At 52.6% G+C, this 16,222-nt stretch carries 10 protein-coding genes; 6 read left to right on the top strand and 4 right to left on the bottom strand.

The window, feature by feature from the left end:
* Window positions 1-13 precede the first annotated feature (13 nt).
* From ACEVG1_RS13805 to ACEVG1_RS13795, 3 genes are all read right to left on the bottom strand, one after another.
* Window positions 14-1,477 (bottom strand): efflux transporter outer membrane subunit, encoded by a 1,464-nt coding sequence (locus ACEVG1_RS13805; RefSeq protein ID WP_374744328.1) that lies wholly within the window; start codon window positions 1,475-1,477, stop codon window positions 14-16.
* Window positions 1,474-4,659, bottom strand: a complete 3,186-nt coding sequence (locus ACEVG1_RS13800; RefSeq protein WP_374744327.1) for an efflux RND transporter permease subunit — start codon at window positions 4,657-4,659, stop codon at window positions 1,474-1,476. Before ACEVG1_RS13800 ends, ACEVG1_RS13805 begins: the two co-directional genes overlap by 4 nt.
* Before the next feature lie 92 nt (window positions 4,660-4,751).
* Window positions 4,752-5,927 (bottom strand): efflux RND transporter periplasmic adaptor subunit, encoded by a 1,176-nt coding sequence (locus ACEVG1_RS13795; protein ID WP_374744326.1) that lies wholly within the window; start codon window positions 5,925-5,927, stop codon window positions 4,752-4,754.
* 169 nt (window positions 5,928-6,096) lie between these two features.
* Here ACEVG1_RS13795 and ACEVG1_RS13790 point away from each other — a divergent pair, with 169 nt between their 5' ends.
* The 6 genes from ACEVG1_RS13790 to dinB all read left to right on the top strand — a co-directional run bounded on the left by ACEVG1_RS13790 (window position 6,097) and on the right by dinB (window position 15,252).
* Window positions 6,097-6,897: an N-formylglutamate amidohydrolase gene (locus ACEVG1_RS13790; RefSeq protein WP_374744325.1), complete on the top strand. Its 801-nt coding sequence runs from the start codon at window positions 6,097-6,099 to the stop codon at window positions 6,895-6,897.
* Complete coding sequence (locus ACEVG1_RS13785; RefSeq protein ID WP_374744324.1) at window positions 6,887-8,737, top strand: flavohemoglobin expression-modulating QEGLA motif protein; 1,851 nt, start codon at window positions 6,887-6,889, stop codon at window positions 8,735-8,737. Before ACEVG1_RS13790 ends, ACEVG1_RS13785 begins: the two co-directional genes overlap by 11 nt.
* 103 nt (window positions 8,738-8,840) lie before the next feature.
* Window positions 8,841-9,848 (top strand): glutathione synthase, encoded by a 1,008-nt coding sequence (locus ACEVG1_RS13780; protein ID WP_374744323.1) that lies wholly within the window; start codon window positions 8,841-8,843, stop codon window positions 9,846-9,848.
* 8 nt (window positions 9,849-9,856) lie between these two features.
* Window positions 9,857-11,347, top strand: coding sequence for a cardiolipin synthase (cls, locus tag ACEVG1_RS13775; protein ID WP_374744322.1), 1,491 nt, complete (start codon window positions 9,857-9,859; stop codon window positions 11,345-11,347).
* A 95-nt stretch (window positions 11,348-11,442) separates the two neighbouring features.
* Window positions 11,443-14,166, top strand: coding sequence for a carboxypeptidase regulatory-like domain-containing protein (locus ACEVG1_RS13770; protein WP_374744321.1), 2,724 nt, complete (start codon window positions 11,443-11,445; stop codon window positions 14,164-14,166).
* Window positions 14,167-14,187: 21 nt separating this feature from the next.
* Window positions 14,188-15,252, top strand: coding sequence for a DNA polymerase IV (dinB, locus tag ACEVG1_RS13765; protein ID WP_374744320.1), 1,065 nt, complete (start codon window positions 14,188-14,190; stop codon window positions 15,250-15,252).
* Here dinB and ACEVG1_RS13760 read toward each other — a convergent pair.
* Window positions 15,234-16,208 (bottom strand): YihY/virulence factor BrkB family protein, encoded by a 975-nt coding sequence (locus tag ACEVG1_RS13760; protein WP_374744319.1) that lies wholly within the window; start codon window positions 16,206-16,208, stop codon window positions 15,234-15,236. The two genes, dinB and ACEVG1_RS13760, sit on opposite strands and share 19 nt — an antisense overlap.
* Window positions 16,209-16,222: the final 14 nt, after the last annotated feature.

The following is a 16,222-nucleotide window of genomic DNA, read 5'->3' as shown; positions in this document are numbered from 1 at the left end:
CAACAGCGTATCGCTATTTCCACCCTCCACCCAACGCCTTATATAGCGTTACCTTCGCATTAAGCTGCTGTTGCTTGATGCTAACCAGATCTAACTCGCTATTCAAGGCATTACCTTGTGCCGTGATGACCTCCAGGTAAGTCGCTTCGCCGCTTTTGAACAACAGGTTGGCGTTTTTGACGCCGAGTTGCGCGGTAGCTACCCGTTGCTGGGCAATGGCAAGTTGTTCGTTGAGTTTTTCGATCATAACCAGCGCGTTGGTCACCTCATGCACAGCGTCCATCACGGTATGCTGGAAACCAATCTCGGCTTTGTCACGTTCCAGCTTGGCAACCTCATGCTGTGTTTTGAGCCGCCTGCCGCTGAATATCGGCTGCGTAACACCGCTGATGAGTCCGCCAAACAATGCCCCCGGTATGTTGAACCAATTTTGTGGCAGCATGGCATTGAGTCCGCCTTCGGCCTCGATGGTCAGTGTGGGGTAACGGTATGCCTGCGCCACGCCCACTTCGGCATTGGCGGCACGCAGCTCAAGCTCGGCTTCTCGCACGTCGGGACGGTTGGTGAGCAGTTGCAAAGGTACACCGGCATCGTAGATTTCCTGCATATGCCAGTCGGTTAATGCAGAGGAGCGGTATACACCGCCTGGCATGCGCCCTGTTAGTGCCATTAGTGCATTTTCCTGTATAGCAATCTGTTGCTCTAATTCGGGTATGAGCGAGGCGGCCACAAGCATCTGTGATTCCGTCTGCTGGATGGCCAGCGAGCTTACTTCACCTGCATCGCGTTGGAGCTTCACAATCTGGAGCGTACTGTCGTTGAGTCTCAGGTTACGCCGGGCTACCTCCAGCTGGGCATCCAGTGTGAGTAGGTTGTAATATCCTTCGGCAATGGCGGCCACCACACCCGTTTGGATGACCTTTTGAGCCTCGAATGTTTGCAGGTATTCGGCCAACGCGCCTTCCTTTTGTCGGCGTAGCTTACCCCAGATGTCCACTTCCCAGCTCATGCTGATCGAAGAGAAATATTGGGAGCTGAGCATGTAAAGGTCTTCCGGGGGCGTACCCTTGCCGCCACGCTCATACCAACCCGAAGAGGGAGAAGAATAATAATCGCTCGACCGCCACTGGTGGTTAGTGCCTGCCACCTCCGCACCGATTTGAGGGAAGAACGCCGCCCGGGATTGTCGTACCGATTGGTTGGCAATCTCGATGTTTTTCAGGGCGGTCTGCATATCGAAGTTGTTGGCAATAGCACTATCAATAAGCATGGTAAGCATGCTATCGGTAAAAAAGTCGGACCATGGAATGTCGGCGATGTTCATCGTATCGGCGATACTGTCAGGGCCACTAGCCCTACGGAATGTGTCGGTGAGGCCGGTTTCCGGACGGACGTAATCACGCCCCACTTTGCACGATGATATCAGCAACGAACAAATCGCCGCCACCAGACCGGGTTGCCAAGTTATTTTGTTCATTCTTCTTCTTCTTTCGTGGTCAACTTATTTTTAACAACTTCATCCAAGTGCTTGAAAACGATGTATAACACCGGGATGATGAAAATCCCCAGTGTCACGCCGAAGAACATCCCTCCCGCAGCACCGAAACTGATCGAATGGTTGCCCTGGGCAGATGGCCCTACCGTCCACATCAGCGGCACCAAGCCGGCTATAAACGCCAGCGAGGTCATCAGGATGGGGCGCAGGCGCATGCGCGAACCTTCTAGGGCCGACTCGATGATGCTCAACCCTGCCCGCCGTTGCTGCACCGCAAATTCAACGATGAGTATCGCATTTTTAGCTAGCAAGCCAATGAGCATGATCAATCCTACCTGTACATAGATGTTGTTTTCCAACCCCACTAAATTCACAACAGCAAAAACACCAATAAGTCCTACAGGTACCGAAAGCATAACGGCCAAGGGCAGGATGTAGCTTTCGTATTGCGCGGCTAAGAGGAAGTAGACGAAAACGATGCTGAGCGCAAAAATCAGGAAAGTCTCGTTGCCCGATTGCCTTTCTTCCAGGCTCATGCCCGTCCACTCATAGCCATAATTGCCGGGCAGGTACTCCGCGGCGGTTGCTTCCATGGCTTGCATGGCTTCGCCCGTACTGTAACCTTCGGCCGGGATGGCATTCACCGCGATGGCGTTGTAGAGGTTGTAGCGGTTTACGATTTCGGGCCCCATGGCTTTCCGTAGCTTGATGATCGTGTTGGCCGGGACCATTTCGCCGTTGTTGTTGCGTACGAAGATCGAATTGAACGATTCGGGATCGTTGCGGTAGGTGAAGTCCGCTTGCATATACAAGCGGTATTGCCGCCCGAAGCGGTTAAAATCGCTCACCCGCACGCGGCCGTAATACCCTTGTATGGTGCGCATCATACTGTTTATGCTCACGCCTAGGGCCTTGGCCTTTACCGGGTCGACCTCCAGGACGTACTGGGGGAAGTTGGCGTTGAATGTTGTATACGCCGACGCGATTTCGGGACGCTTTTCCAATTCCATGATGAAGGTATCGGCCACGGTACCAAAATCCCACATAGACCCTCCCATGCGATCCTGCAGCACGAACTCCAGTCCCGAGAAATCACCGAACCCTTGGATGGTCGGCCTAGGAAAGACACTGAACGATGCGTCAGTGACCTGCGCAAGGTCGCTGCGTATGGTGTCCATGATGGCATGGATATTCCGGACTTCACCGCGTTCGCCGGCAGGTTTAAGTTGGATGTAACCCACGGCGAAAGCCGAGCTGGCACTGGCGTCTATGGCATTATAGCCCGATACGGTGGTCATGCCGGCAATCGCTTCCCGTTTTGCCAATATGCTGTCTGCTTTTGTAAGCGCTTCGGTGGTACGGGCAAGCGATGCGCCGGGGGGCATAGACATGGAGTAAGTCACAAAGCTATCGTCTTCGGAAGGGATGAAGCTCGTGGGCGTCCGATTCATCAGCCATACGCCAATCGCGGTTACCACTGCGAGACCCGCCAGTGCCAGGACCTTGCGGCCGATGAGGAAACGTATAGCGTGTATGTATTTATGGGTCATCGTGTCAAATGCCGTATTGAAGGCACTGAAAAGTCGCGACGTGAAACCGCTGATTCCTTTTTTGCCTGCTGCCGGCGGATTGTGGTCCGCCGATACCGCCGATTCATGTTCGGGCGGTCTTTTGAGCAACAGTGCACACAGCGCAGGAGTGAGTGTTAATGCATTCAGTGCGGAAATCAGGATGGCGGTAGCCAAGGTGTAGGCAAACTGCTGGAAGAATACACCCGAAGGCCCCTGCATAAAGCCTACCGGAAAGAATACGGCTGCCATCACCAGGGTAATGGAAATGATGGCTCCCGTGATTTCGCCCATGGCAGCGTGTGTGGCTTTACGCGGACTTAATTTCGTGGCGTGCATTTTCTGGTGTACGGCTTCCACCACCACAATAGCATCGTCAACTACAATACCGATGGCCAGTACCAGCGCAAACATGGTCAGCACGTTGATCGAGAACCCGAATAGCTGCAGGAAAAAGAAGGTGCCGATGAGCGACACGGGGATAGCAATGGCCGGTATCAGTGTAGAACGGAGGTTTTGCAAGAAAATGAATACAATGATGAATACGAGGACAACGGCCTCGAATATGGTGTGCTTTACCTGGTCTATGGACTCGTCAATTTGGTCGCGTACGCTATAAGATACATTGTAATGGATGTTGTCGGGGAAGTCTTTGGCGAGTTGCTCCATTACCTCGCGGATATGGATGTCGATTTCCCGGGCGTTGGATCCGCTGGTCTGGAGGATGTTGAGCGTAAGGCCGGGGTATCCATTGACTTTATTGTCACTGCCGAGGTTGGTGGCCCCGAGTTCGATGCGGGCAATGTCTTTAAGGTACAGTACCGAGCCATCGGGATTGGTTTTGATAACGATCTGTTCGAACTCTTCCGGAAGCGTAAACCTCCCTTGGTGGCGGAGAATGGTTTCGAAGGCCTCGTTGGAGGTTTCGCCGAATTTGCCGGGGGCAATTTCAAAATTCTGGTCGCGGATCGCATCGCGGACGTCTTGGGGTACTAACCCATAGGCCGCCATTTTTTCGGGGTTCAGCCACGTCCGGATGGAGTAGTCGCGTGCCCCTACACGGCGTACCTCACCTACACCGTCTACACGGGATAACTCACGCATGAGGTTAATCTGCGCGTAAGCCTGCAGGAACGTTTCGTCATACAACGTATCGGGGTGGTCGCTGAAGATATCGATGGTCATGATGATACCGCTTTGCCGGGGTTCCACGGTAATACCCGACTCGATAACTTCCGCCGGGATGTTCGAGCTGGCTTTGGATACGCGCGTCTGCACGTTGACCGATGCCTGGTCCGGATTGGTGCCGGTTTTGAAAAATACCGTGATTTTTCCAGATCCCGAATTGGTGGCCGACGACCGGATGTACGTCATGTTGGGTACCCCGTTGATTGCCTCTTCAATGGGAAGGAGCACGGCCCCGGCCACGGTTTCAGCGTTTGCACCCGGGTAAGAGGTCGAAACGGTCACACTCGGCGGTGCGATTTCGGGGAACCGAGTGATGGGTAACTGCCACATGGATACCAATCCGAGGATGACAAGCAGCGTGGAGATGACGGTGGCCAATACAGGCCTGTTGATGAATGTTTTGAGCATTGCAGTTGTTCTGTAGATAGCACGCGGCAATCAGACGCAAAGCGCGCCCACCGTACGGTGCTATAAAGTCAAAGGATCGTATTGAATGGGATTTATTCCGCTGTGGCAGCCGTGGGAACATTCAATGGTCTGATCTCCATCCCGTCCGAGAGCTTATCTACCCCCGAAAGGACAATCCGGTCGCCCGCCGCGACCCCGCTTTTTACAATGTAGTTATTCCCACTTTTGCCCGATACCTCGATGGCCTGCTTCTTCACCTGGTTGTCTGCGGTAAGGGTATACACAAAAACCTTGTCTTGCAATTCGGTGGTGGCCACTTGGGGCACGGTAAGTACGCCGGGTTGGCGCTCCTCCATTTTAAGGGTGCCCGTATTGCCCGAGCGGAGTGCGTGATCCGGATTGGGGAAGGTAGCACGGAGACTGATGGCTCCCGTGGTGCGGTTTACCTGCCCATTGATGGCGTCTACCACCCCCTGTTCGGCATATACCGACCCATCGGCCATGACCAACGATACATTTGGGATGAGCTGTGTGGTATCGGCCGGTTGCTTGGTCGAGTCTTGCTTCCCGTATTTTTTACGGAAGTAAAGGAAATCAGATTCGCTCATCGCAAAGTAGACGTACACTTCGCTGATGTCGGACAGCTCGGTCAAAGGGTCGCTCTTGCTGACAAGGTTGCCGACGCGCCTGGGTATGAGGCCAATGAACCCGCTTACGGGTGCCTTGATGGTGGTAAATTCGAGATTAATGCGGGCACTGGCCACGGCTGCCGACGCTTGGTCGAGCGAGGCTTTCGCCACATCGTAATCTGACTTTGCAGTGCGTAGTCTTACTTCGGAGATTACATCGTTTTCAACCAACGGCTTTAGCCGCTCCACTTCCAGCTTGGCATTTTCCAGTTTGGCTTTCTCTACATTCTCGTTGGCCAGCGCATTGTTCAGCTCTTCTTGATAGGGCTGCGGATTGATCTTGAAAAGTTTTTGACCTTCTGTTACAAACGCACCTTCATCCACATATATTTCTTCCAGAATGCCCTCAACCTGTGGACGTATTTCTACATTGACCTTGCCTTCGATGGTGCCCAGATAGTCTTTTACCGTTACGGCGGTTGTGGTATCGATGGGTTGAACGGGGAGCGCAATCGCGTTGTTTTCGCCATTGGTTGTCTTGGACGAGCCCGTGGAACAGCTAAAAATAGCAAGTAGCGGCAACGCCATTAAAACGATGGCTATAAGTGTTTTAGTGTTTAATCTGATGGATGTGTTCATGTTTTCTTATTTTGTTGTCCTAGTATCTATTTCGTTACTTGTTTCTTGACAACGGCTGCCGCTTTCGTGGCGGTAGCCGTATATGCAATGAATTTCAGAATGCATGCCAAAAGTCGCATAACCGTGGGGCGCAAACATTTCATTGGATACTGGTGTTATTGATTTCGACATGGATTTGGTATATCACGTACATAAAGCGCGCAGCCCCATTATTGCGGCCGCTATCCACGATGGGCACCGGATGGACACGTCGTTGCTCAGTTATATGCATTTGCAAGAGCATGAGCGTTTCCGTGAAGAAGACCCCTATACCGCATACATGGCCAATCTACGGGTGAGCCGCATCGCCGTAGAGACCTCGAGATTCCAGACCGACCTAAATCGCAGGCGCGAAGAGGCGGTGTATCGGAAGCCCTCGGATGCGTGGGGACTGACAGTATGGGAGCCCATGCTGCCGGAGTTCGTAATAAACGAGCTATTGGTAGGGTACGATCGGTTCTATGCTGAGGTAGCACAGTTAATCCAACAGACAATTGACTTGTTCGGCAAGTTTGTGGTGCTGGATGTACATAGCTACAACCATCGCCGCGAAACCCCGTTGGCGACAGCTGGCATCGGGGAGAATCCGGAGGTCAATGTGGGGACGGGGCATAACCACGAGAAGTGGAAAAGCCTGGGACAACAACTCACCCGTTTCCTCGCACACCATCAGATTGACGGCTTATTCATCGATGTACGCGAGAACGTGAAATTCAAAGGCGGCGGTTTTTCGGAATGGATCAACCGTAACTATGGTGAGTATGGCTGTGTGCTTTCGCTGGAGTTCAAAAAGACCTTTATGGACGAATGGACGGGTAGGGTAGACATCGGGCATCTCCGCCAATTGAAGGCCATGCTTGCCGGGTGCATACCGTTCCTGTTGGATAAACTTGGAGACACCGTTAAACCTGGTTATCCGTATGGACGTTGATACCAAGAAACATATAAGCCGTATACGCGCAAGGCTAAAGAACGGACAACCTGTGCGGATGGCGCTTCCATGCGGCGGTGAACTCCATATCGACCGGCCGGTACCCTATCTATTGGTGTACCGCGTACCACCGAACGGCGAGGACACGTTTACCTCGACCTTGGGAAAGACCGAATCGGCCTACTTGGTGGCCCCGGATACCGAAGCATGCCCCACAACGACGATTGTACGCGAAATAGCCAGTACGCTGGCCGACCGGTTCGGAGGGTTCATGCTGCTGGAAGTCTGGCTTTCCGAACAGGCAGGTTCGCCTACCTTCACCATCCATCTGGGCCAAAAGAGCGCACTGGAGGTAGCCGAGAAACTCCGGTCGGAATTGCAGGGGATGCACCTAGGGCAATTGCCAGGTATGGAAGTGGAACTGGCAAAGGGCAAGAGGCTACCTGCACCGACCTATTATGGCCAGTTTTTCAATGCAGAGGAGGCGCGCAAAAGCGAAATTATCGTCATCGGCCTGGCTATTGCGCCCGTATATATCAATGAACAGACAGGCACACCCTACCCGTTGTTCCTAAGGGCGCTACGCGAAGGCTTCGGCAAGGCACTACGGAAGAGCTTCTTCGAATTTGTACGGATGAAAACGTCGTATAGCGCGGCGCATTTCGAAATGCTGGGCACCACGGAATTGCACCAAGGTGTATGGGATATCGATGAGAAGCTGGCCGAATACAGTAACCTGTTCGATTTCTTGCTATTGGTGACTCCTATCAATACACAGGATGCCTGGCATAGTTTTGCCAAAAGCAAATATCACAACAACCCCGTGTTCCACTACCGGCCGATGCCGATAGATCCGGAATTGATTAAGCGTAAATTGTATAACCTCCCCATCGAGGACATCGCCGACCCCACCATCGCCTATCTTTTCCGCGACAAACGGAAAGAGGTGGACCGCATGCTCAACATGTTGAATGACCGCGAAAAGCCTGACTTCGTTTATAGCAGCCAACAGCTTTTCGGCAATATCGAGGAAGATTTACTGGAGACCGCGCAGGCGATATTGGTGGCATCCGGACAAATGCCGCCGTCGGCCGAGGAACGCGATATGCTGGATGCCGATGCATTTGCGGAGTTGGCCAAGGTTGAGTTGAACTACCTCAAACAGCAGTACGATGCGGTATCAACGGCCGTGCGCGTGCGCGACGACGTGGAGGGGGTCATGGTCTCGCGCGGCACACTCAATATCAGTAGTCGTTACCGTATATCCAAGGCACGTGCCTTTGCCTTGCTCCAGCATGAAGTAGGAACGCACGTGGCTACCTACTACAATGGCAAGGCACAGCCGTTCAGGCTTTTCTACGTGGGTGTGCCGGGCTATGAACAGCTGCAGGAAGGACTGGCGGTACTCAGCGAATATATAACCGGGGGACTAACCAACCAACGCATGCGGATACTGGCAGCCCGGGTCGTAGCGGTACATCACATGGTCGCCGGAAACCCCTTTGCCGATACGTTTGATATGCTCACCGAAAAATACGGATTCAAGCATGAAGCTGCCTTCTATATAACCATGCGCGTATACCGTGGAGGTGGGTTAACAAAGGATGCGGTCTATCTCAAGGGGCTGTTGAATGTGATCGAGTACATCAAGCAAGGTAGGGACATCACCCAGTTGCTTGTCGGAAAGATCAGGCAGGACTACCTGCCTATCGTAGATGAGCTCATGCACAGGCAGTTGCTAAAGCCATCGCCTTTGCGGCCCAAGTACTTAGAAGAGCCGTACATCGCCAAAATCGCAGAAATTAAAAAGGAGGGGAGCGTGTTTAAAATGATTAGGTAACGCACTTTTGCTCCTCGCCTTTTGCACATCGCCGAGCTTCGGTTACGTGTGCGGAAAGCAAACAAGCAAATAGCGAACAAGCAAATAGCAAACAAGCAAAAATATGACCATCACATTCGTTGTCAATCAAGTAAGGAAGGAGCTGGCGGGGTACACCACCACGGCACTGGCGTATGAGGCCCATAAACGGGGGCATACTGTTTTTTATGCGGGTGTTGGGGATCTGGTATATTTGCCCAACGGTAAAATAGGTGCGCATTGCCGCCAAGTACCCGATCGGGAATTTCGTTCGCTGAATACATTCCTGGAAGCCGTGGTTGCTGAGGAAAAGGTATTGAAAAGTTCCAAGACTTGGGACGTGCTATGGCTGCGGAACGACCCTGCGGCCGATATGGAAAACCGCCCTTGGGCCCAGGATGCCGGCGTACTCTTTGGCCAGCTGGCCAGCCAGCAGGGCGTGTTGGTATTGAACAACCCGGAGGGGCTGATAAAAGCCTCCAATAAAATGTACCTGCAATATTTCCCGGAGTCCGTGCGCCCGTTGGCCCTGATTACCCGCAACATGGCCGATGTGGAAGCATTTTACCGCGACCAGCGCCACCGGATCATCCTCAAGCCACTCAAAGGATCCGGTGGTAAAAATGTGTTCCTTGTAGATAAAAAGGACGACAAAAACCGTAAGCAAATCGTAGAAGCGATATGCCGTGATGGATTTGTCATTGCACAGGAATACCTGCCAGCGGCAAAAAAGGGAGATATACGCCTCTTCTTGATGGACGGGGAGCCGATCGTAAAAGATGGCAAGGTAGCCGCGATCCACCGCGTTCAGCAGGCGGGGGAAATAAGAAGCAATATCCACCAGGGGGCCAAAGCGAAGCGCGCTTCCATGAATAAAGAGATGAAGGCCATTGTGGATACCGTGGGGCCCTTGTTGCGGAAAGATGGGATGTTTTTGGTGGGATTGGATATCGTGGGCTACAAACTAATGGAAATCAATGTGTTCAGCCCGGGTGGGCTGATTCATGCCAGCGAGTTCCACGGGGTGGATTTCATGGAAATGGTTATCACGGCGGTGGAGAAAAAAATCGCGGATATTGCCCGAAATGCCTAAATTTGGGTATGTTCGTATTGGGTAATGCCACCATCGATATACTTCACCAAATCGGCGCCTTCATCTATCAATGGTATTGGGTGCCGCTTTTGTTGGTGTACGTGGCCGTTATCCTAACCATCCTGATTGAGAACCGGAACCCGTCGAAGACGATTGCGTGGGTGCTGGTTATTGTTTTTATCCCCATCGTGGGAATTATCACCTATTACCTCTTTGGCCAGAAATTCCGGAAAGTCAAGGTATTCAGGGTGCAGGGTAGGGAGCGGTATACCCGGTTAATCCGTTTCTGGGAGCAGCTTAGCCCGTTGATGGATGATAACCTGGTTGTCATCAAACAGTCCGTTGGCCAGCTAAGCAGGGTGTTCACCTTCCTCAAAAACCAGCGGGTGGCACCTCCCACGCTCCACAACGAAGTAAGGCTACTGATAAACGGCGAGCAGAAATTTCCGGCACTGATGGAGGCCATTGCCTGCGCGCAGCACCACATCCACCTGGAGTACTACATTTTCGATACGGATGGTATCGGCAATCGGATTATTGACCTATTGGCTGAAAGAGTGTCTGCTGGCGTAACAGTACGGATCATAGCGGATGATTTTGGCTCTCCCGGACTCAACCGGCAACGGAAGCGCCTTGCTAAGGCCGGTATCGAGTTGGTCGCTTTTCTGCCCGTTACATTTACATCGCTGGCCAACAGCAATTACCGAAACCACCGCAAAATCGCCATTATTGATGGCCATACGGCCTTTGTGGGAGGTATCAACATCAGCGATCGGTATATCAACGATCAGCGGAAGGGGTTGTTTTGGCGGGATAGCGCTGTACGGATCCGCGGCGAGGCGGTGAATGTGTTGCAGACCCAATTTTGGATCAATTGGTACCTCGCCGAGGGGAGTTCCTTCAGTTTGCGCGATGGCTATTTTTACACCGCGCCCATGGTGCCGATGGGCAGAGCGGCAGTGAGTTTCGCCTTTTGCGATCCCGGCTCCGTTGCGCCGTTCAATATGGAGGCACTGTTGATCGGGATTGCCGAAGCGGAAAAATCGATCCAGTTGTGCACACCTTATTTTATCCCCAGCGATGAACTGAGCACGGCGCTCCAGTTGGCGGCGGGCTCGGGGGTGAACGTAGAATTGATGCTGCCGGCGCGATCCGACTCCTTTTTCGTGCAGCATGCCTCCTTTTCGTTCTTGAAACCGCTGTTGGCCCGCGGCGTATCGGTATACCTTTACGAGAAGGGGTTCCTGCATGCGAAGACGGCCTGCATCGATGGTAAGCTTGCCTACGTGGGTACGGTAAACTTGGACATCCGTAGCTTCTATATCAATTTCGAGGTGAGCGCTGTCATCCATGACGATGCATTGTGCCACCAACTGAACGGGCAGTTTGAACGCGACAAGCAGGATAGTACGCTCCTTACGATGGACGGCTGGCTCATGCGGCCACGATGGAAAAGAGGCCTGGATTCCGTATGCCGGCTACTGGCCCCTTTGCTTTGAACTCCGCGTTATTAAATGTTAAAATTGGCTGCCCATTTGGCATAAGCGCCCAAAAAAGATATCTTAGCGGCTTATTGACTCGAAATATGATGGGAATGAACCGTATTGCCAAACTACTGTGCTGCGCGCTTTTTATCTGTTGCCAATCCATCCAGCTACATGCTCAACAAGATACGATCAGTATCAATACCGTTGTTGAAAAAACACAAAAATTGCTGGAAGCGTATCCCATTGAGAAAGTACATGTGCATTTCGATAAGCCTTACTATGCCGTAGGCGACACGATGTGGTTTAAGGTCTACCTTACCAGCAACATGTACAACTACGAGCTGAGCAAAGTGGCGTACGTGGAAGTGATGAACGGCAAGGACTCGTTGATGCAAACCATGCGGATTCCGCTTACTGACCAAGGCGGCGATGGGCACCTCGTGCTCGACCAGGAATGGTATACCCAAGGGAATTACCGCTTCAGGGCATATACAAAATGGATGGTCAATTTCGATCCTGCGTATTTCTTCAATAAGATTGTTCCTATCGGCGATGTGCTCAACAATAACCTGCACTATACCGTTTCATTCAACGATGTGAGTAATGGGAAGAACGCCCGTACCCAAGCGGTCATCCAGTTCAAAGATCGGGAGGGCAAGCCGTTGGGCGACCGCAAACTTACTTGGGCGGCGGTGGCGGGCTGGGAACCGATTGACGATGGGAAGGGGAAGACCGATGCGGTGGGCAACGTGGTCATCAACATCAATGGAAAAGACAGGGATGTGCTCCGCGAAGGGAGCCTTCATGTTTCCTTGGAAACGACGGGAAGCGCACCGCCCATGTTAGGCCGTTTCCCACTGCGCAGCGCAGTGTGGGATGCTGACGTCCAGTTTTTCCCGGAGGGTGGCGATTTCATCGCGGGCGTGGCCAAGAAAGTGGCTTTCAAGGCTGTTGGAAGTGACGGGCGCGGGCTCCCCGTTACCGGAAATATTGTTGACCAAGGCGGTGCTGAAGTGGCATCGATCGCCGGGGCACACTTCGGTATGGGGTACTTCACGATGACCCCCGAACCGGGAAAGAACTATACAGCAAAGCTGACATTTGAAAGCGGTGAAAATCGGGAATACCCGCTGCCGCCGGTAGTTGACCAGGGAATCAATGTGACGGTGTTGAAGTCGGATACCGCCCAATTGCAGCTGGGTATCGTAGCCAACGACCAATACTACAGCGCCAATAGCGGCAGTGCCTATTACCTGGTGGCCCAAGCCAATGGCGTTCTCTGCTACGCGGCGCAGGCGGTGCTACGTAATGCAACCATAACGGTGAGTTTGCCGAAGGATCGCTTCCCAACAGGCGTCGCTCAAATTACCTTGTTCAACTCAGCGGGGAAGCCACTCAGCGAGCGGTTGGTTTTTGTAGAGAACATCCGGCCACTTGACATCGCCGTGACCAGCAACAAACCAGCGTATGCGGCGAAAGAGCTGGTGAACCTCGGGTTGACTGTCGACAATAACGGCACACCCACCGCCGGGAACTATTCGGTGTCGGTGGTTGACGAAACAAAAGTGCCGTTCGATGGAAATCGGGAAATTACCATCTTGAGCAATCTCTTGCTCACGTCCGACCTCAAAGGTTATGTGGAAGCACCCAATTACTATTTTACAGATCCGGATACCGAAAAGCGCAACGCGTTGGATGCGTTACTGCTTACACAAGGGTACCGCCGGTTTTCTTATGCCGATATTTTAGCGGACAAGTATCCCCCGGTGCATTTTTTTCCCGAGCAGGGTATCGAAATCGCCGGTATCTTGCGCCTCAATAACGGTAAGCCTGTGGTCAATGGCGGACTGCTGCTTTCTATCCCCGACAGGAGCTTTAGAAAGGATGTGTATACCGATGAACGGGGGCGCTTTGTATTTGAAGACCTACAGTTTACGGATTCGTCGCGGGTAACCATCAACGCACGGGGGAACGATAATTACCGTAACATGGTAATCAATGTGGACCCCACGCAGTTTCCGGGGATTGATACCACCGCCTACCGCGCCGATGATGTGTTGAATATAGACCAACAGTTTGTTAACTACCTCGACAATAGCCGTAATGAATACCGCACATCCATCCTGCTGGAAGAAGTGGAGGTTACCGCCTCCTCACGGCCGAGTTTTTCGCACAAAGATTATTCGGCGCTGTCGGGATTGGGTATGGCCGACCACCAAATCAATGCCGATCGGTTAAAGGGATGCAATAACCTCGTCATGTGTCTGCAAACGGCCCTTACGGGCGTTACCTACGATGCGCAAAGCCAGCTCTTTTTCATTACACGCGACTACAATGCGGGTGGGCGCATCCCCGTGCAGTTTTTTGTGAACGGGATGGCCATGGATGTAGCCGGGTTGCACGGCATCATGCCCACGGAAGTAGAAGGTATCGAGATTTTTCTCAAGGACGAGTTGGGTACCGTGAGCCGCATGTACCAAAATAACGGTGTGGTGTCTATCTATACCAAAAAGGTGGAAAAAGCGCCACGTATGTCGCTCAGCCAGATAGAAAGCCTACTGCCAAAAAGCAATATCATTGACCTCACCCCACTGGGGTACGTTAAAGAGCGTAAGTTCTATGTGCCCAAGTACGACACCCCCGAGCGCCGCGCCGTGAATGATATCCGTACGACCATTTACTGGAACCCTGACGTAAAGGCAGGGGAGGATGGCAAAGCGCAGCTGGAATATTACAATGCCGACGGAAAAGGAAGTTATCGGGTGGTGGTGGAAGGCGTCGATGCACATGGCAATATCGGGCGGGCGGTGTACCGGTATACCGTCAACTAATGTAGGAAAGGAACAAAGGATATGCGGAAAATCATCCATATTGATATGGATGCGTTTTATGCCTCGGTAGAACAACGTGATTTTCCGGAATATCGAGGTAAGCCGCTGGTGGTTGGGGGGGCGCCGACAAGCCGTGGCGTGGTGGCCACGGCGAGCTACGAAGCCCGTAGCTATGGCATCCATTCAGCAATGCCCTGCAGCAGGGCAGTTAAACTATGTCCCCACGCGCTGTTCGTGCCGCCCCGGTTTGACGCGTATAAAGCCGTTTCCGCGCAAATCCGCACCATTTTCAGGCGCTATACCGATCTGATTGAGCCGCTATCGCTCGATGAGGCTTATCTCGACGTGACCACCGATAAGCTGGGGATAGGGTCTGCCATCGATATTGCCACCTACATCAAGGACGCCATCAGCAACGAGCTCGGGCTTACCGCATCGGCCGGTGTGTCCATCAATAAGTTTGTTGCCAAAATCGCCTCCGATATGGACAAGCCGGATGGCCTCACGTTCATCGGCCCCTCGCGCGTAGAACGGTTTATGGAGCAACTGCCGGTTGAAAAGTTTTTCGGGGTAGGGAAGGTAACCGCTGCCAAGATGCGCCAGTTGCAATTATTCACGGGTGCGGACCTCAAACGGATGGCCGAAGCAGACTTGGTGCGGCTATTTGGAAAGAGTGGCCACTTCTATTACCGGATTGTGCGGGGCATAGACGACCGGGTGGTACAACCCAATCGCGAACTGAAATCGCTCGCGGTAGAAGACACCTTCTCCACCGACCTAGACCGTTTGGATAGCATGGAGGAGGAACTGGGTAAGATTGCTACGAAGCTGACCACGCGCTTGCAGGCACGTAGCCTGAAGGGGCGCACGTTTACGCTGAAAGTGAGGTTCGCCGATTTCCGGTTGATGACCCGGAGCCACTCCCTACCATATTATACTGATGCGTTTGAAGAGGTGCTAGGGCTGGCTTGCCAGTCGCTCCGTACAGTGGTGGCTGAAGATTCGATGCCCATACGGCTATTGGGAATCACAGCAAGCAATTTCGACCGGGTGAAGCTGGCGTCTGCTCAACTTTCGTTGTTTTGACTGTCGGATATCCGGAGAGGCTCGTCTTCTACCTCCTTTTCCGTCGTTACGATCTTCACGGCATACGACGAAGGCCAGACACCTTTGCCATATTTCAGCGCATAGACTTTCGTAAATTCAGCACCAAAATAAAGGATGGCTGCGGAATAGTATACCCATAACAGCAGCACGATGATGGCGCCGGCGGCGCCATAAGCAGATGCCGGCGCACTGAATTGCATGTAGAGGGCGATGAGATACCTGCCCAGCATAAACAGGGCGCCGGTAAACAATGCACCCCCCATCACGTCCCTGAATCGCATGCGCGCATCGGGGAGGAAACGGAAGATGAACGCAAAGAGCACCGTTATCACCACCAATGTGAGGGCAACGTTGGCCCATTCAACAACGAGAACCGAAATATCGGGAAAGTAATTAGTGATCTGCGAACTGAGTGCAACGACCAGGCCGTTCGCAATCAACGATACAATCAATAGGAATCCGAGGCCGAGCACCATGGAGAGCGACAAAACACGGTTGAGCAGCATTTTTAGCCACCCTTTTTTCGGTTTTGGCCGTACCCCCCAAATCCGGTTCAACGAGTCTTGTATTTCGACGAAGATGGTGGTCGATCCCACAACCAGTGTGCCGATACCGATGGCAATGCCCAAGCCCGATTTGTTCGATACGCTGATGTTGGCGATGATCTGCTGTATCTGGGCCGCCGTTTCCGGCCCGAAAATGTTGGCGAACTCATCGAAGACCTCGGTTTGTGCGTCTTCAGGCCCGGCTAATAATTCGCCGTAAAAGAAGCCAACGGTCCAGATAACGATAAGGAGCAATGGCGCGATCGAGAAGATGGTATAATATGCCAATGAGGCACTCATTTTCATTCCATTGTCATTTGAAAAGCCACTGGCGGTATCGCTAAGCAGTTTGAAAATGTCTTTGTAGAATTGGGTGCGGAAAAATTTCATGTCGTTAGCTGTAA

The organism is Parapedobacter sp. 2B3 (assembly GCF_041925275.1).
Classification (GTDB): domain Bacteria; phylum Bacteroidota; class Bacteroidia; order Sphingobacteriales; family Sphingobacteriaceae; genus Parapedobacter; species Parapedobacter pyrenivorans_A.
This window is presented reverse-complemented; position numbering and strand designations above follow the sequence as displayed.

What these genes read in the sequence shown, in the direction of transcription:
- ACEVG1_RS13805 (WP_374744328.1), bottom strand. Translation starts at nt 1,477, where the DNA reads ATGAACAAAATAACTTGGCAACCCGGTCTGGTGGCGGCGATTTGTTCG.
- ACEVG1_RS13800 (WP_374744327.1), bottom strand. Translation starts at nt 4,659, where the DNA reads ATGCTCAAAACATTCATCAACAGGCCTGTATTGGCCACCGTCATCTCC.
- ACEVG1_RS13795 (WP_374744326.1), bottom strand. Translation starts at nt 5,927, where the DNA reads ATGAACACATCCATCAGATTAAACACTAAAACACTTATAGCCATCGTT.
- ACEVG1_RS13790 (WP_374744325.1), top strand. Translation starts at nt 6,097, where the DNA reads ATGGATTTGGTATATCACGTACATAAAGCGCGCAGCCCCATTATTGCG.
- ACEVG1_RS13785 (WP_374744324.1), top strand. Translation starts at nt 6,887, where the DNA reads ATGGACGTTGATACCAAGAAACATATAAGCCGTATACGCGCAAGGCTA.
- ACEVG1_RS13780 (WP_374744323.1), top strand. Translation starts at nt 8,841, where the DNA reads ATGACCATCACATTCGTTGTCAATCAAGTAAGGAAGGAGCTGGCGGGG.
- cls (WP_374744322.1), top strand. Translation starts at nt 9,857, where the DNA reads ATGTTCGTATTGGGTAATGCCACCATCGATATACTTCACCAAATCGGC.
- ACEVG1_RS13770 (WP_374744321.1), top strand. Translation starts at nt 11,443, where the DNA reads ATGAACCGTATTGCCAAACTACTGTGCTGCGCGCTTTTTATCTGTTGC.
- dinB (WP_374744320.1), top strand. Translation starts at nt 14,188, where the DNA reads ATGCGGAAAATCATCCATATTGATATGGATGCGTTTTATGCCTCGGTA.
- ACEVG1_RS13760 (WP_374744319.1), bottom strand. Translation starts at nt 16,208, where the DNA reads ATGAAATTTTTCCGCACCCAATTCTACAAAGACATTTTCAAACTGCTT.